General features: G+C 68.6%; 13 protein-coding genes and 1 pseudogene. 4 read left to right on the top strand and 10 right to left on the bottom strand.

Annotation, left to right across the window (positions count from 1 at the left end; translation table 11 throughout):
- The first annotated feature begins 166 nt into the window (after positions 1–166).
- Positions 167–1,249 carry a phosphotransferase gene (locus tag CVUC_RS06755; RefSeq protein WP_096032280.1) on the top strand — a complete coding sequence of 361 codons (1,083 nt, stop codon included), beginning with the start codon at positions 167–169 and terminating at the stop codon, positions 1,247–1,249.
- Positions 1,250–1,253: 4 nt separating this feature from the next.
- Positions 1,254–2,543, top strand: coding sequence for a metal-dependent hydrolase family protein (locus tag CVUC_RS06750; protein ID WP_164468044.1), 1,290 nt, complete (start codon positions 1,254–1,256; stop codon positions 2,541–2,543).
- Positions 2,544–2,578: 35 nt separating this feature from the next.
- Here the strand turns inward: CVUC_RS06750 and lpxK are convergent, their stop codons facing one another.
- Genes lpxK through CVUC_RS06725 form a run of 5 tightly spaced genes read right to left on the bottom strand, consistent with a single transcriptional unit; the run spans position 2,579 to position 8,402 of the window.
- Positions 2,579–3,586 carry a tetraacyldisaccharide 4'-kinase gene (gene lpxK / locus CVUC_RS06745; protein WP_010918190.1) on the bottom strand — a complete coding sequence of 336 codons (1,008 nt, stop codon included), beginning with the start codon at positions 3,584–3,586 and terminating at the stop codon, positions 2,579–2,581.
- Complete coding sequence (locus tag CVUC_RS06740) at positions 3,583–4,860, bottom strand: 3-deoxy-D-manno-octulosonic acid transferase (RefSeq protein ID WP_096032282.1); 1,278 nt, start codon at positions 4,858–4,860, stop codon at positions 3,583–3,585. Before CVUC_RS06740 ends, lpxK begins: the two co-directional genes overlap by 4 nt.
- The gene (locus CVUC_RS06735) at positions 4,830–5,837 is read right to left on the bottom strand and encodes a cation diffusion facilitator family transporter (protein ID WP_096032283.1); all 1,008 of its coding nucleotides are present in this window, start codon (positions 5,835–5,837) and stop codon (positions 4,830–4,832) included. The genes CVUC_RS06740 and CVUC_RS06735 overlap by 31 nt, the downstream gene beginning before the upstream one ends.
- 31 nt (positions 5,838–5,868) lie before the next feature.
- Complete coding sequence (locus CVUC_RS06730; RefSeq protein WP_096032284.1) at positions 5,869–6,582, bottom strand: lysophospholipid acyltransferase family protein; 714 nt, start codon at positions 6,580–6,582, stop codon at positions 5,869–5,871.
- The gene (locus CVUC_RS06725; RefSeq protein ID WP_096032285.1) at positions 6,579–8,402 is read right to left on the bottom strand and encodes an ABC transporter ATP-binding protein; all 1,824 of its coding nucleotides are present in this window, start codon (positions 8,400–8,402) and stop codon (positions 6,579–6,581) included. The genes CVUC_RS06730 and CVUC_RS06725 overlap by 4 nt, the downstream gene beginning before the upstream one ends.
- 155 nt (positions 8,403–8,557) lie before the next feature.
- Here CVUC_RS06725 and CVUC_RS06720 point away from each other — a divergent pair, with 155 nt between their 5' ends.
- Positions 8,558–9,223: a tyrosine-protein phosphatase gene (locus tag CVUC_RS06720; RefSeq protein WP_010918195.1), complete on the top strand. Its 666-nt coding sequence runs from the start codon at positions 8,558–8,560 to the stop codon at positions 9,221–9,223.
- Positions 9,219–9,351, top strand: a pseudogene (locus tag CVUC_RS20340) (hypothetical protein); the annotation flags it as partial. The gene CVUC_RS06720 and the pseudogene CVUC_RS20340, both read left to right, overlap by 5 nt.
- On the opposite strand, the gene CVUC_RS06715 reads toward CVUC_RS20340, so the two are convergent.
- The 5 genes from CVUC_RS06715 to CVUC_RS06695 all read right to left on the bottom strand — a co-directional run bounded on the left by CVUC_RS06715 (position 9,346) and on the right by CVUC_RS06695 (position 14,078).
- Positions 9,346–9,579: a DUF4170 domain-containing protein gene (locus CVUC_RS06715; RefSeq protein ID WP_012639934.1), complete on the bottom strand. Its 234-nt coding sequence runs from the start codon at positions 9,577–9,579 to the stop codon at positions 9,346–9,348. The pseudogene CVUC_RS20340 and the gene CVUC_RS06715 overlap by 6 nt on opposite strands.
- A 20-nt stretch (positions 9,580–9,599) precedes the next feature.
- Entirely contained in the window at positions 9,600–10,379 is a 780-nt protein-coding gene (locus CVUC_RS06710; RefSeq protein WP_096032286.1) for a 3'(2'),5'-bisphosphate nucleotidase CysQ, read from the bottom strand.
- Positions 10,376–11,707, bottom strand: a complete 1,332-nt coding sequence (locus tag CVUC_RS06705; RefSeq protein WP_096032287.1) for a TldD/PmbA family protein — start codon at positions 11,705–11,707, stop codon at positions 10,376–10,378. The genes CVUC_RS06710 and CVUC_RS06705 overlap by 4 nt, the downstream gene beginning before the upstream one ends.
- 55 nt (positions 11,708–11,762) lie before the next feature.
- Complete coding sequence (locus tag CVUC_RS06700; RefSeq protein ID WP_010918199.1) at positions 11,763–12,164, bottom strand: MAPEG family protein; 402 nt, start codon at positions 12,162–12,164, stop codon at positions 11,763–11,765.
- An 84-nt stretch (positions 12,165–12,248) separates the two neighbouring features.
- Complete coding sequence (locus CVUC_RS06695; RefSeq protein WP_096032288.1) at positions 12,249–14,078, bottom strand: M14 family metallopeptidase; 1,830 nt, start codon at positions 14,076–14,078, stop codon at positions 12,249–12,251.
- Between the last annotated feature and the right edge of the window lie 35 nt (positions 14,079–14,113).

The raw sequence follows: 14,113 nt of genomic DNA, 5'->3' as shown, positions 1-14,113 counted from the left end.
CTTCGAGGCCCGCTGCGCGGGCGCCTCAGGATGAGGACTTCAAGGCGATAGCATCCTCATCCTGAGGTGCGCGCTCCTAAGCGCGCCTCGAAGGACGCAACGTGCTTGCCACTCGCGCCCCACCCTCTAAACTCCCCATTCAAACAAGCGTTGGGGAGAAAGCGCCATGGCCGAAGCCGCCGAACAGTCCGCCCAGGATCTGAATTCGGGCACCAAGCCCGTCGACCCGCGCCATGCGATCGACGAGGCCAAGCTGGCCGCCTGGCTTGAAGCCAATGTTGAAGGCTACGCCGGTCCGCTGGAAGTGCGCCAGTTCAAGGGCGGCCAGTCCAACCCGACCTACCAGCTGGTCACCCCGGCCCGGAAATATGTCCTGCGCCGCAAGCCGCCGGGCAAGCTGCTGCCCAGCGCCCACGCGGTGGACCGCGAGTACAAGGTGATCTCGGGCCTGAACAAGGCCGACTTCCCCGTCGCCAAGGCCTACGCCCTGTGCATGGACGAGGACGTCATCGGCACGATCTTCTACGTGATGGAGAACGTCGAGGGCCGCATCCTGTGGGACGGCACGCTGCCCGACTATCAGCCGGCCGAGCGGCGGGCGATCTACGAGGCCCAGATCGACACTCTGGCGGCCCTGCACAACGTCGACTACGTCGCGGTCGGCCTCGCCGACTACGGCAAGCCCGGCAACTATTTCGCGCGCCAGATCGACCGCTGGACCAAGCAGTACAAGGCCAGCGAGACCAAGACGATTGAGGAAATGGACCGCCTGATGGAATGGCTGCCGGCCACCGTGCCGGCGGACGACCAGACCTCGATCGTCCACGGCGACTATCGCCTCGACAACATGATCCTGCACCCGACGGAGTCGCGGGTGATCGCGGTGCTGGACTGGGAGCTGTCGACCCTGGGCAATCCGCTGGCCGATTTCAGCTATTTCCTGATGAACTGGGTGATGCCGTCCGACCAGCGCGGCGGCCTGTCGGGCGTCGATGATCTGACCGCCTACGGGATCCCGACGATCCCCGAGGCCGTGGCCCGCTATTGCAAGGCCACCGGCCGGGACGGCCTGCCGGAACTCGACTGGTATTTCAGCTACAACCTCTTCAGACTGGCGGGCATCTGCCAGGGCATTGTCGGCCGCGTCCGTGACGGCACCGCCGCCAGCGCCCATGCGCAGCTGATGGAGGCGCGCGTGCCGGTTCTGGCCAAGGGGGCCTGGGACTTCGCGCGTAAAGCGGGGGCGTAAGGACGTGATGCGTAAATTGATGGCGGGCACCTGCGCCCTGGTTTTGACGAGCGCGCTGGCCGGCGCGGCCAATGCTCAGGCGACGTTCGTCCAGGCGGGACGCCTGCTCGCCGATCCCGCGACGGGCAAGGTCGAGACCGCCAAGACCCTGGTCCTCGAAAACGGCAAGGTGACGCGCGTTCTCGACGGCTATGTCGCCGAGCCCGGCGGCAAGGTCGTCGATCTGAAGGACAGCTTCGTCCTGCCGGGCCTGATCGACAGCCACGTCCACCTGACCGGCCAGCAGAACCCGAACGGACGCCTGCAGGCGGTGACGCAGTCGCCGTCCGACAGCGCCATGGTCGGGGCCGGCTTCGCCCGCAAGACCTTGATGGCCGGCTTCACGACCGTGGCCAATCTGGGCGCTAACAGCCAGGCGATCTTCGCTCTGCGGGAAGGCGTCAAGCGCGGCGACGTGGCCGGGCCCCGCATCCTGGCGTCGGGCTCTTCGATCTCGGTCCATGGCGGCCATGGCGACATCAACGGCTACAGCGAGGACGTCATGCACGCCTTGCGGCCGGAATCGGTCTGCTCGGGCGCGGACGACTGCCGACGCGCGGTGCGGGAGCAGATCTGGCTGGGCGCCGACCTCATCAAGATCACGGCGACGGGCGGCGTTCTGTCCAACACCGCCGCGGGCCTCGCCAAGCAGTTCTCCGACGCCGAACTGGCCGCGATCGTCGAGTCCGCCCACAGCATGGGCCGCAAGGTGACCGCCCACGCCCATGGCGGCGACGGCATCAACGCGTTCCTCAAGGCGGGCGGCGACTCGATCGAGCACGGCACCTATCTCGACAACGAGGGCATCGCCCTGATGAAAAAGTCGGGCGCCTATCTCGTCCCGACCTTGATGGCGGGCGATTTCGTCTACCGGATCGCCAGCGGCCCGAACAACTACTTCACCCCCGCCCAGACGGCCAAGGCGCTCGAGGCCGGCCCCAAGATGCTCGACATGGTTCGCCGCGCGCACGCCGGCGGCGTCAAGGTCGCCTTCGGCACCGACAGCGGCGTCTCGGCCCACGGCGACAACGCCGGGGAGTTCGCCCTGCTGGTCAAGGCGGGTATGACTCCGCTGGAGGCCATCCAGACCGCCACGGTCAACGCCGCCGACCACTTCTCGCTCAGCAACGAGATCGGCAGCCTCACGCCCGGCAAGGCGGCGGACCTGATCGCGGTGAAGGGCGATCCTCTGAAGGATGTCACCGAACTCCAGCGCGTGACCTCGGTCATCAAGGGCGGCGTCGTCTACAAGTAACCTGATCCTCCCCCGCGAGGGGGAGGGTTCGATCCTTAGAGGCCGATCCCCTTCAGCAGCGCTTCCAAGGCCGCCGGGTCCTCGAACCGGGCGCGCACGGGCCAGGGCGTGACACGCTCGCGCCAGGCCGGGGGCAGGCGCACCCAGTCCTTCTCGGTGGTGACCAGCCCCGCCTCATAGACCTCCGCGCGATCCGCCAGCATCTTCAGGGTCGACTCGCTATAGGCGCCGTGATCGGGGAACGGCGCGAAGTCGACCAGCTGGCAGCCCGCCGCCGTCAGGGCCTTCTCGACCTTCCAGGGCTTGGCGATCCCGGCGAAGCCGACCTGCGGCCCCTTGGGGACCGGCGCGGCGGCTTCGAGGCGGGCGACCAGCACAGGCATGTCTCCGAACGCGACCAGCAGGTCGAAGTCCGGCTGCTCCACGTCGACCGGCAGCAGCACGATCACCGCATCGGCGCGCGACAGGCCGACCTTCAGCGGCTCGCGCATCGGCCCGGCGGGGAAGACCCGGCCGTCGCCGAACGGCCACTCGCCGCCGCGCGTCTCGCCATCGACCACGACCAGCGACAGCGCCTTCTTGACGCTGGGATTTTGGTGGCCGTCGTCCATGACGATGGCGGATGCGCCGGCCCGCACCGCCGCCTTGGCGCCGGCGACCCGGTCGGCGGCGATCCACATCGGGAAATCCTGCGCCAGCATCAGCGGCTCGTCGCCGACATCCGCGGCGGTGTGGCGGATGGTGTCGACCCGCACCGGCCCCTTGAGCTTGCCGCCATAGCCGCGCGACAGGCCGTGCGCCGCGACGCCGCGCTGGGTGAGGGTCAGCAGTAGCTCTCGTACGATCGGCGTCTTGCCGGCGCCGCCCATGGTGACATTGCCCACACAGATCACCGGCGCGCCGACAATGGCCGGCGTGGCGCGCGCGATCCGGCGTCGGGTGGTGTCGGCCCACAGCCACGACAGGGGCGTCAGCAAGGCGCGGGTCACCGGCGCGGGGGCGCCGCTCTTGACGTACCACCAGCGGGGGGTGCCGAGCTTCATGGGACCAACTCTAGAATTCGCGAGAGGCCATCGCGCGCCTCACGGTCGCGGGCGTCAACGAAGCTGCGGGCGCGCGCGGCGCGTGCTTGCCTCGCCGCCGGGTCGGCGAGGTCCGCCGCGATGGCGTCCGCCAGAGTGCTCGGATCGGCCATCACCACACCTCCCGCCGTCTCCAGCCCGGCATAGGCCGAGGTCCAGTTCTCGACAAAGGGGCCGCTGATCGCCGGGCAGTCCAGCCGGGCGGCTTCCAGCGGATTGTGGCCGCCGATGTCCGGGACAAGACTTCCGGCGATGACGCAGCCGCCCGCCAGGCGGAACCACAGGCCCATCTCGCCCAGGGTGTCGGCGACCACCACCTCGGCGGGCTGTCCGGGCGCGCGGCTGCGCAGCGAGGCGGAAAGACCTCGCGCCTCGGCCAGGGCGGTGATCGCCGGCCCGCGCTCCACATGGCGCGGCGCCAGGATCACCGGGGGACGATGCGGGAGGGCGACGATCGCATCGAGAACGATCTCGTCTTCGCCGGCGTGCGTGCTGGCGATGAGGAAGGGCGCGGTCGGGAAGCGTTCGCGCTCGATCGCCAGGGCCGCCGCATCGACCGGCAGGGGCGGCGCGCCGAACTTTAGATCGGCCTCGCCCGCGACCTTGCCGCCCAGACGCTCGAAGCGCTGATGGGCGCGGGCGTCCTGGGCCAGGATTAGGTCGAACACCGAAAGCAGTCGGTACGCGGCCTGCGGACGCGTGGACCAGCTGGCGAAGCTGCGGTCCGACAGCTTGGCGGACACCAGGGCCAGCCGCGTCCCGGCGGCTTTCGCCTCCAAGAGGAGGTTCGGCCACAGTTCGCTTTCGACGAAGACGGCGAGGTCGGGCTTCCACTGCGCGATGAACCGCCGGGCGGCCCCCGGTGCGTCGACGGGCGCGTACTGGTGGATCGCGCCCGGCGGCAGGCGCTTGGCCAGCAGGGCGGCCGAGGTGGTGGTCCCCGAGGTCACCAGCACGGTGACTTCGGGCTTCTCAGCGCGCAGACGTTCGACCAGCGGCAGGATCGATAGGCTCTCGCCGACGCTGGCGCCGTGCAGCCAGACCAGCGGGCCCTCAGGGCGCGGCATATCGGCCCGGGCCAGACGTTCGGCCAGACGGGCGGGATCCTCCTTGCCCTTGCGGGCGCGGTGGGCCAGCAGGGCCGGAGCGACGGGTTCGAGCAGGCCCGTGGCGGCCCGGTAGAGGTTCAGCGCGTCGGGCCGGATCACACGACGTCCGCCGGGGCCAGGCGACACGCATGCGCGCCGTGGCCGCTTTCCACCTGGATGGTCACGTGGCCGATGTTGAACCGGCTGGCCAGTTCGGCGCAGGCGTCGTGCAGGAACTGGTCATGGTCGGCGTCCAGCGGACGTACGACGTGGGCGGTCAGGGCGGTCTCGGTGGTGCTCATCGCCCAGATGTGCAGGTCATGCACCTCGCTGACCCCCGGACGGGCGGCCAGCCAGTCGCGCACCTTTTGCGTATCGATGCCGCGCGGCGTGGCGTCCAGGGCCAGATCCAGCGAGTCGCGCAGCAGGCCCCAGGTGCCCAGCACGATCACCGCCACGATGACCAAGCTCACCACCGGGTCCAGCCACATCCAGCCGGTGAAGGCCATGGCCAGGGCCGCGATCACCACCCCGGCCGAGACGGCCGCGTCGGCGGCCATGTGCAGGAAGGCGCCCCGGACGTTGAGGTCTTCCTTGGACCCCTTCATGAACATCAGCGCCGTGGCCGTGTTGATGACGATGCCGATGGCCGCGACGATCATCACGGGCCCGGTCTGAACGGGTTCGGGCGCGGCGAAGCGGCGAACGCCCTCCCAGGCGATCGCCCCGACGGCGACCAGCAGCAGGGCGGCGTTGCCCAGCGAGGCCAGGATTGTGCCCTTGCGCAGACCATAGGTGCGCCGCGCGCTGGGGGCGCGCTTGGCCAGGACTGTCGCGCCCCACGCCAGCAGCAGGCCCAGGACGTCGGAGAGGTTATGGCCGGCGTCGGCCAGCAGCGCCAACGAGTGCGTCAGGATGCCCGCGCTGGCCTCGACGATGACGAAGCCGAGGTTCAGCGCCGTGCCGATCGCAAACGCGCGGCCGAAGTCCTTGGGGGCGTGATGATGGTGGCCGTGATGACCGTGGCCATGGTGATGATGCCCATGCCCATGCGTGTGGTCGTGACCATGGTGGCCATGACCGTGGCCATGATCGTGAGCGTGTCCGTGGGCGTCGTGCGGCATGGGTCCTACATCCCACCAAGCGGGGGAGGGATCAATCTTTGGGCGGGGTTTCGCCGACAATGGCTTCCGCGCGGCGGGAAACGGCGCTCAGCCGCGCGCCCCAGGCCTCGACCAGGGCGTCGGGGTCGTCGTCTCGACCGGCCTGAACCGGGCCGTCCCAGACCATGGCCGCCTTGGCGAAGGGCAGCGGAATGATCGTGCGGTCCCAGGTCTTCAGGCGGATGCAGGGATTGACGGCGACGCCGACGAACAGCACCGGTGCGCCGCTGACCCGGGCCAGGGCGACCGCGCCCTTCTGCATCACCTCGACGGGCCCGCGCGGACCGTCCGGCGTGATGGCCATGGCGCCGCCGTCCTTCACCCACTTGACCATGTCGCGGAAGGCCTGCTCGCCGCCCTTGTTCTTGTTGGTGTCGGTCTTCTTCAGCGACGAGCCCCGGATCGACGGCAGGCCCAGGCGCGCGATCACCCGGGCGATGAACTCGCCGTCGCGCGACTGGCTGACCAGGACGCGGATCTCCGGCTTGTCCGGTCCCTGCGGCCAGGTCGCCGGCCCGACGGGCACCCGCGAATGCCACAGCGCCAGGATCGCGCCGCCGCCGTTGGCCAGGGCCTCGGCCTGGACGCGCTCGGCGATCACCTGGCCTTCGCGCGTCCAGCGCAGGGTCTTGTAGGTCAGAGCGATGTAGCCCGAGAAGAGCCGGGTCATCGCGCTCATCACCCAGGGCGAACGCAGGGGTCTCAAGCCGTGATCTCCCCGTCCTGGCCGGGCGGCGCATGATCCAGATCCTGAGCCTTGGCAAGGCGGGCATAGAGACCGCCGGCGCGGACGAGCTCGGCATGTGAGCCCGTCTCCACGACCCGCCCTTTGTCGATCACATAGATGCGGTCGGCGTTCTTCACGGTCGACAGGCGGTGGGCGATCAGGATGGTCGTACGGCCGGCCATCAGGCGCTCCAGCGCCGCCTGGACCTGGGCCTCGCTCTCGGTGTCGAGGGCGCTAGTGGCCTCGTCCAGCAGCAGGATCGGGGCGTCCTTCAGGAAGGCGCGGGCGATGGCGATGCGCTGGCGCTGACCGCCCGACAGGCGCGCGCCGCCCTCACCGACCGAGGTGTCATAGCCCTCGGGCAGGGCTAGGATGAAGTCGTGGGCGGCCGCTTGCCGCGAAGCGGCCTCGATCTCGAGTTGGCTGGCGCCGGGACGGGCGTAGGCGATGTTGGCGCGGATCGTGTCGTCGAACAGGAACGGCTCCTGGGTGACCAGGGCGATGCGGTCGCGCAGGGAGGCGATCGTCACTGAGCGCACGTCGTGGCCGTCGATGGTCACCGCGCCGGCGTTCACGTCGTAAAAGCGGGGGATCAGGTTGAGGATCGAGCTCTTGCCGCCGCCCGAAGGGCCGACCAGGGCCACGGTCTCACCCTTGCGCGCCTGCAGATTGACGCTCGACAGGGCCGGAATGTCCGCGCCGTACGAGAAGGTCACATCGGCCAGGGCGATCATGCTCTCGCCCGGCGGCAGGGCCTTGGCGTCGGCGGGATCGACGATGGTCGGGGCCACATCGAGCGCCTCGAACAGGCGACGGGCGGCGGTCAGCCCTTCGCTGAACACGGTCTGCAGGTTGGCGACTTGGCGCAGGGATTGGGCCGCGATGCCCAGCAGGATCACGAACTTGAGGAACCCGCCGGGCGTGATCGGCGGCAGGGTGAAGGGCCCGACGACCAGCGCGCCGGTGATCGCCCGCCAGCCCGCATAGGCGAAGACCGCAGCGATCACCAACTGCGAGAAGAGCTCGGTGGCCGGGGCGGCCATGGCGCGGGCGTTGCTGCCCTTGATCAGGTGGCGCTGGCGGCGCTCGACCACGGCGGCGACACGGGCCTCTTCATAGGCCTCGCGGTTCTCCATCTTGACGATCTTGACCCCGTCCAGGCTCTCCATGATCGCGGTCGAGAGGTTGGAGGTCTCGCCCATGGCGCCCTTGGCGGCCTTGGTCGTGCGCTTGGAGAAGTGACGGATCACCCCGCTGACGCCGGGCACGATGATCAGCACGCCGGCCGCCAGGATCGGATCGCTGTTGAACAGCGCCCACAGGGTGATGGCGACGATCAGGGCTTCGCGGACATAGTTGACGACGCCGGTGGTCGCGGCTTCCCGGATCAGGCCGGCGTCATAGAGCACCGAGGCGACGTAAGAACCCGAATGCGCGCCGCGCAGGCGGGCCAGATCCGCCCGGATCAGGCGGCCGAACAGGCGGGTCTGCATGTCGCCGACCACGCCGTTGCCGATGCGGTTGATCAGGCTGGCCTGGATCACCTGGAACACACCGCGCCCCACGGCCAAGGCGGCGATGGTCAGCGGCACCCAGATCAGGGCGCCCGGCTGGGGATGGGCGATCAGCTTGTCGACGGCGGGCTCGACATATTCGCCCAGCATCACGGTCAGGCGCGCCACGATCACGGCGCTGATCATCGAGACCAGGAAGCCTTTCCAGCGCGGCTGAAGGAACTCGCGCCACATCCGGCCCATCAGGGCGCGGTTCGAGGGCTGCGGACGATCCTGTGCGGTCATGGGGGAGGGGTCGGCTGTCAGGGCGAGGCTGTCAAGGACGCGCGGGACTCAGTGTCCCGGAAAAGCGACGCTCTGAAGGCGGATCGTCGCGGGATTTTGCCTTTCGCGGGCTAAGCCCCTAGTTAGGACCGGAATTTCCGAAGGATCGCGCCGCCTTGGCCAAGTTCGACCTCACCACGCCCTGGGGCCGGTTCAAGACCTATCTCCACTATCTGTGGAATGACCACGCCTATCTGCGGCTGGGCTTTTCGAACGCCCACTGGATCAGCCCGGAACTCGTCCGCGCCAACCAGCCCTGGCCGTTCCAGCTGGCCTGGTGGAAGAAGCGGGGGATCAAGACGATCGTGAACCTGCGCGGCGGCTTCGACGGCAGCTTCTATGCGCTGGAGAAGGACGCCTGCGAACGCCTGGGCCTGAACTTCGTCGACTTCGTGATCACCTCGCGCGAGGTCCCGATCCGCGAGCGGGTGCGGGGCGCCAAGGAACTGTTCGAGCGCATCGAATATCCGGCCCTGATGCACTGCAAGTCCGGCGCGGACCGGGCGGGGATCATGAGCGTGTTCTACGCCCACTATCGGCTGGGTCAGCCGATCCGTGAGGCGATGCAGCAGCTGGGGCCGCGCTACCTGCACATCAAGCACGGCAACACCGGCGTGCTGGACTATGTCTTCGAGCAGTATCTGGAGAAGGGCGAGCCCAAGGGCCTGACCTTCAGCGACTGGGTCGAGAGCGACGACTACGACCCGGTCGAGATGAAGAAGACCTTCCGCGCCGGCATGCTGGGCAAGGTGCTGACGGACAAGATCCTGCGGCGGGAGTGATCCAAATCCTCCCCCTATGGGGGGGGCGGCCGAAGGCCGGAGGGGGGAGTTCGGGCTAGCCGGCGTCTTCCCCCTCCGTCGGCTTCGCCGACACCTCCCCCGCTAGGGGGAGGGTTTTGGGGCTACCCTTCGCTCGGATCCAGCAGCTTGTGGGCGTGGATGATGAAGTAGCGGGCGTGGGCGTTGTCGACCGTGGCCTGGGCCTTGGCCTTCCAGGCCTTGTGGGCCTCGTCGTAGCTCGGATAGGCGCCGACGAACTCGACCTTGGAGAGGTCACGGAATTCGACGCCCGCGACGTCCTTAAGCTCGCCGCCGACTACGATATGAAGAAGCTGCTTGTCAGGCATTTTGAGCAAGTTCCTGCGAGGAATTATAGTTATGGCAGCTCGATATGCCCGACACGGTTAAGGATCAATGGCGCAAGCGCGCGATTGGCGCAAACTAGGCTCGGAACCTGCGGAACGGGCCGATTATAGGCGTAGGGGCGGCCCTTGTGATCACTGAGCGCCGCGCCGGCGCGCTGGCAGATCAGGTCGGCGGCCGCCACGTCCCACTCGCTTTTGGGGGACAGCGCCACGGCGGCGTCGAACGCGCCGGCGGCGACGAGGCACGCCCGATAGGCGATCGAGTTGCGGGTCTCGATCCGCATCGTGGGCCACGGCTCGCGCCAGGCGGGGTGGGCGAACATCTTGGCGTCGCCCAGCATGGCCGCGCCTTCCAGGGCGTCCGTATCGCTGGGGGCGATCGGCGCGCCGTTCAGAGTGGCCGGCCCCCGCAGGGTGGCGGCGTAGGTCTCGTCCAGGGCCGGGGCGTGGACCACGGCGGCGATGGGCTGGCCGTCCTCGACCACGGCGATCGACACTGCAAACCAGGGCTTGCCCTTCATGAAGGCGACCGTGCCGTCGATCGGATCGACCACGAACTGTCGTCCGGTCGCCAGACGCGCCGGGTCGTCGGCGGTCTCTTCCGACAGCCAGCCATAGTCGGGCCGTTCGGCGCGCAGTTCGGTGCGCAGCAGGGTGTCGACGGCGAGGTCGGCGTCCGTCACCGGCGAGCCGCCTTCCTTGGACCAGATCGTCAGGCCGCTCTCGCGCGCGCCGAGCGCCAGTTCGCCCGCCTCCCGCGCTGCGGCGATGATCAGGTCCAGGTCGTTCATTTGCCCGCGATCGCCAGGGCGTCGACCAAGAGGGAGGGGCTGTTGCTGGCGCCGCGGAACTCGAGATCCGAGCCCGGTACGAGGCGCGCATAGATGTCGATCAGGTTGCCGGCGACGGTGATCTCGGTAACTGGACCGGTGCTTTCGCCGTTTTCGAACCAGTAGCCCGAACAGCCGACCGACCAGTCGCCGGTGTTGCCGTTCAGCGAGGGGCCGAACATCGAGGTGACCACCAGACCCGTTCCGGCGTCCTTCATAAGGCCCTTCAGGTCCTGCGCGCCCGGTTGGAGCGTCAGGTTGTGGGTCGAGACGCCGGACGGACCCGCCAGGCCGCGCGAGGCGTGGCCCGTGGTGGCCAGGCCCAGCTGCTTGGCGGCGCTGGTGTTCAGCAGCCAGGTGGTCAGCACGCCGTCCTCGATCAGGGCGCGGGCTTGCGTGGCCACGCCCTCATCGTCGAACGGGGCCGAGCCGAGGCCGCGCACCCGGTGCGGATCTTCCAGCAGGTTGACGCCCTTGGCGAAGATCGCTTGGCCCAGCTTGTCCTTCAGGAACGAGGTGCCGCGCGCGATCGAGGGGCCGGAGATCGCGCCCAGCAGCGGGCCGATCAGGCTCATGGCCAGGCGGTTCTCGAAGATCACCGGCGCGGTGGTCGAGGCGATCTTGCGTGGGTTCAGACGGGCTACAGCCTGACGGCCGGCCTCCATGCCGATATCGCCCGCCGCCGGCAGATCACCGAAGTGGCGGGTCGATCGACCTTCGCCGCCGCGCTCCATGCCAGCGCCCTCGCCCGCGATGGCCGAGGCCGAGATCGAGTGGCCCGTTGCCGCGTGCGCGCCGTGGAAGCCGTCGCTGGTGACCAAGGCCCAGCGCGACGACGACCAGGTGGCCGAGCCGCCGTCGGAATTGGTGACACCCTTGACCGCACGGGCGTGCTCCTCGGCGATGCGAGCCTGGGTCTCCAGGGTCTGCGCCGAGGGTTCGTAGGCGTCGATCAGGTCAAGATCGGGGAAGGGGCCGTGCGCCAGGCGGTCTTGCGGCGCGAGCGATGCATAGGGATCTTCCGGCGCCAGGCGGGCCATGGCGACGGCGCGCTCGATCAGCTTGGCGCGGGCCTCGGACGAGATGTCCGATCCGGAAACCGTGGCGCTGCGCTGGCCGATGAAAACGCGGAGGCCCAGATCTCGAGCCTCCTCGCGTTCGACCTCTTCCAGCTCGCCAAGGCGAACGGAAACCGAAAGGGATTGGCGCTCGGCGAAGACAGCCTCGGCCGCGTCGGCCCCGGCCTTGCGCGCGGCGGCGACCACGTCATGCAGCAGATTATCGTCCATGGGGTCTTATGGACGTGATCTCCTCCCCCGTGCAACGGGGGAGGACAATTCGTAGCTACCCGATGGCCGACAGCAGGAGCGCCACGCCGGCGAAGATATAGGCCAGCCAGGTCGCCACCATGCCCACGGCGCGCGGGATCGAGGCCCCGCCGCTGTTGGACAGGCCGATGGCGTGAACCACGCGGCCGGCGAACAGGATGAAGCCCACCACGTGAATCGCCAGGGGCGCGGCGCCGGCGACGGCCAGAACCGCCAGGGCGGCGATGCCCGACGGAATGTACTCGGACGCGTTGCCGAAGGCGCGGATGGCGCGGGCGAGTTCAGGAATGCCCTCGTCGCCCAGAGCCACCTTGTGCTTCTGGCGCAGGCGCACGACCAGCAGCGAGAGGATCAGCAGCAGAAAGAGATTGAGGCCGGCCCAGAGCGCCGCAGCGTGGCCGGAAACGATCGTGTCCATGGTCTTTTCGTCGTCCTTACGCCCGCTCCCCCCGAGCGGAGCGCCATATGAGGCCTTCCGCCCGGGATCGGCAACCCGGCGTGCCTATCGCGCGATTTCGCGGGCGATCGGGTATAGCAGGTGGTGATCGTCGTAGAACGGGGTGCGCTTGTAGAACCAGGCCAGACGCGCGGCCGGATCGGCGGCGAACTTGGGCTCCGCCGCCAGCTTGGCTTCGAACTCGGCCTTCAGCGCCGGGTCCGCCGCCATCATCTTCTCAGCCAACGGCGCGATGGCGTAGGGCTCGATATACTCGACGCGGCTCAGCACCTCGGGAACCATGCCCCAGGCGAACAGGCTCTCGCTGGACTGCGGTTCCAGCAAGAGGACGACGAGGTCGCCGAGCGGCTGGTCGGTCGGCACGCGGACCGAGCCCTTGGGGAAGGTCCAGTCGCGGGTCTCGGTCGTGACCTTCTCCACGCTGATCTGGACGTGGCCTTCGTTGGCGCGCGCGGCGATCTTGGGATCGACCAGGCGGATCATCTCGACTTTCAGCGTCTTGTCGGTGGCCAGGGTCTCCAGCGCCACGCCGTGCAGCTTCAGGCGCTCGATGATGTCGGGGCGGTGGCTGGGCACATAGTAGGCGGCTGGACGCTTGAGGGTCAGCGAGGGCTTGGAGCCGTAGAACGGGACGTTCCAGATCTCCGGGTCGACTTCGCCCAGCCATCGCACTTCCTTCCGACCCGAGGCGGGGCTGTCGTAGTATTCGTAACGGATGCCCTTGAAAGCGCGCGTGTAGGCGGGTTTCGGATCGGCGACGAAATTGGCCGGGATCTCAGCGGGGCGCAGGGCGCTGTCGGCGGCGATGGCCTGGCGCAGGTCGCCACCCTTTTCGGCCAAGAGCTTCAGGGCCGTCTCGATGAACACATAGGTTCCCAGCACCCGCTGGGCGTGGGGCTTGAGGCTATGGTTCTCGATCAGGATGGTCGGCACGTGGGCCGCCGCGCCCCAGCCGTTCGAGAAGCGCTCGCCCAGGCCCCCGTCCGAGAAGCCCGCCTTGGGATTGTGTTCGTCCACGCCAAACACGAGCTCGCCCGGGATATGGCCCTGCGCCTCCAGGCCCTGGTTCATGGCGGGCTTAAGCACCCCGTCCAGCCATTTGGCGATGGCCGGCGAGCGGTTCCAGACGCCGTTCTCGCCGTTGAAGCCGTAGGTGACGTCGTACTGGTAGTCCATGCCGTCGGTCACGTGGACATCGACATAGAGATCGGCCTTGTACTTGGCCTGCAGGCGCTTCAGCGCCCGCATCTCCGGCTGGTCCAGCTTCATGAAGTCGCGGTTGAGGTTCTGGTTGGTCGCGGTGTTGCGCCAGCCCTGGATGCGCGGGCCCCGCTGGTTGGGGCGCGAATAGGCGCTGGCCCGCTCGTGGCCGTCGACCGACAGGATCGGGATCAGCACGAGATTGACCTTGTCGAGCAAGCTGTCCTTGTCGTGGAACACCATGTCCCGCAGCAGCATCATGCCGGCGTCCTTGCCGTCGATCTCGCCGGGGTGGATGCCGGCCTGAACGAGCAGCAGCGGCTTCTTGGGATCCAGCTTGTCGCCGTCCTTGGAGGCGATGACGGCGAAGATCTCGCGGCCTTGCGGCGAGACGCCGAAGTCCTCGACGCGGATCAGGGGGCTGGCCTTGTCCAGCTTCTGGAACCAGGCGCGGGTGTCGGCGTAGGTCGGCGAGACATTGTGCTCGGCGTCGGCCTCGAACGGCGTCACCCACGGATCGGCCTTGTCACGGATCAGCGCCTGGCTGGCGCCCTGCCAATGCGGCGCCGGCGGCAGGAAGGCTTCGTCCCACGGGGCTTTGGGCGGGGTGGTCTGGGCCATGACGGGAGCTCCCAAGGCAAGCAGGGCGGTGGCGAGAAGGGCGGTCGTACGCATGGGGCCAAGTCCTCGCGCCTCTGGCGTTGGATGAC

This window comes from Caulobacter vibrioides (assembly GCF_002858865.1).
Classification (GTDB): domain Bacteria; phylum Pseudomonadota; class Alphaproteobacteria; order Caulobacterales; family Caulobacteraceae; genus Caulobacter; species Caulobacter vibrioides.
Note: the sequence above shows the minus strand (reverse complement) of the source record. Positions and strands in the feature narration are given on the sequence as shown.

Bases quoted from the DNA above. Each gene is read 5' to 3' on its own strand.
- CVUC_RS06755 (WP_096032280.1), top strand. From the start codon at position 167: ATGGCCGAAGCCGCCGAACAGTCCGCCCAGGATCTGAATTCGGGCACC.
- lpxK (WP_010918190.1), bottom strand. From the start codon at position 3,586: ATGAAGCTCGGCACCCCCCGCTGGTGGTACGTCAAGAGCGGCGCCCCC.
- CVUC_RS06735 (WP_096032283.1), bottom strand. From the start codon at position 5,837: ATGCCGCACGACGCCCACGGACACGCTCACGATCATGGCCACGGTCAT.
- CVUC_RS06725 (WP_096032285.1), bottom strand. From the start codon at position 8,402: ATGACCGCACAGGATCGTCCGCAGCCCTCGAACCGCGCCCTGATGGGC.
- CVUC_RS06710 (WP_096032286.1), bottom strand. From the start codon at position 10,379: ATGAACGACCTGGACCTGATCATCGCCGCAGCGCGGGAGGCGGGCGAA.
- CVUC_RS06705 (WP_096032287.1), bottom strand. From the start codon at position 11,707: ATGGACGATAATCTGCTGCATGACGTGGTCGCCGCCGCGCGCAAGGCC.
- CVUC_RS06700 (WP_010918199.1), bottom strand. From the start codon at position 12,164: ATGGACACGATCGTTTCCGGCCACGCTGCGGCGCTCTGGGCCGGCCTC.
- CVUC_RS06695 (WP_096032288.1), bottom strand. From the start codon at position 14,078: ATGCGTACGACCGCCCTTCTCGCCACCGCCCTGCTTGCCTTGGGAGCT.